Here is a 1,099-nt window from a genome sequence, read left to right on the forward strand (position 1 = left end):
CCGCAAGGTCAGCAATGAGATCTTTCATTTCAGCAGCGTAGCCTGCCACTAGGCTATAAGCTGTTCCAAAAGTACAAATCCTTGTTCCACTCTTTTTGAAGGTCTCCGATGAAAACTCTCTCACCTAGAAGTCTTGCTTTTATCTTGGCAAGCTTATTAATTTTTAGCAGTTCCGGTGCTGCAGTCGCGCAACCATCTTTTTCCGATCCATTGTCGCCAGCAGCGTCAGAGGGTGCTTTTCCTACTGCCCCTAGTGATCATTCCTTAGAGGAAATCGACAGTAAAGAAACGTTCCATGAGTACCCCACTCCGATACTGCCGGAATGGGCTGAAGAGCCCTCGTTTAAAGCTGTAGAGTCTAAGCTTTCACCTGAAGAGGTTTCTGATTGGACCCCGACGGACTCCCCTAAATCTGTCGTAGTTCCTGGAGAAATGCGTAGTGATAGGGAAGAAATACCAGGTGACTTCACTAAAGAAGAAGCTGATCTGGCAGAGACAAAGGAAGCGCAGCTTCAGGACGAAGATACTCCGACTTTGAATTCCGCTCCAGGCTGTAAAATTTATTGGCCTTCACCGTTTGAAGTTTGCGGTGCCATCCGAGAACTCTACGATTCCATCGGCGGACCGAAAAGCTTTCTTACGTTTCCTAAAAGTAACGAGTTACCAAGCCCTGACGGTATTGGTAAAAGGTCTGAATTCGTCAACGGGTTTATCTATTGGCATCCACAGACAGGCGCTCACACCGTCAGCATCCCAGCAACAGTAGTGTGGGCAAAGCATGGATGGGAAGGTGGTCACTTCGGCTACCCGGTAACTAATGATATCTCTCTCGGCAATGGTTGGTACCAGCAGCAATATCAGGGCGGATACATCTACACACGAAATACTATCCCTGTAGTACAAGCAGGAATTCAAGGCCGGATCTACGACAAATGGCAGGACATGGGGGCCCAAAAGAGTACCTTAGGCTTCCCTATCAGCAGTGAAGAAAAAACACCCGACGGGATTGGGCGATACAACCTTTTCCAAAACGGAATTATGGTGTGGCACCCCAAATTCGGCGCTCACGCTATAACAGGCGATGTCCTACTGCAGTGGG

At 48.4% G+C, this 1,099-nt stretch carries 1 protein-coding gene; it reads left to right on the plus strand.

Going from position 1 to position 1,099, the window contains the following annotated elements; all coding sequences use genetic code 11:
- Positions 1–108: 108 nt before the first annotated feature.
- A partial coding sequence (locus QP922_RS12780; protein WP_502869623.1) for an LGFP repeat-containing protein occupies positions 109–1,099 on the plus strand: 991 nt, incomplete at its 3' end.

The sequence above is a fragment of the Corynebacterium sp. MSK218 genome (genome assembly GCF_030232655.1).
In the GTDB taxonomy this organism is placed as follows: domain Bacteria; phylum Actinomycetota; class Actinomycetes; order Mycobacteriales; family Mycobacteriaceae; genus Corynebacterium.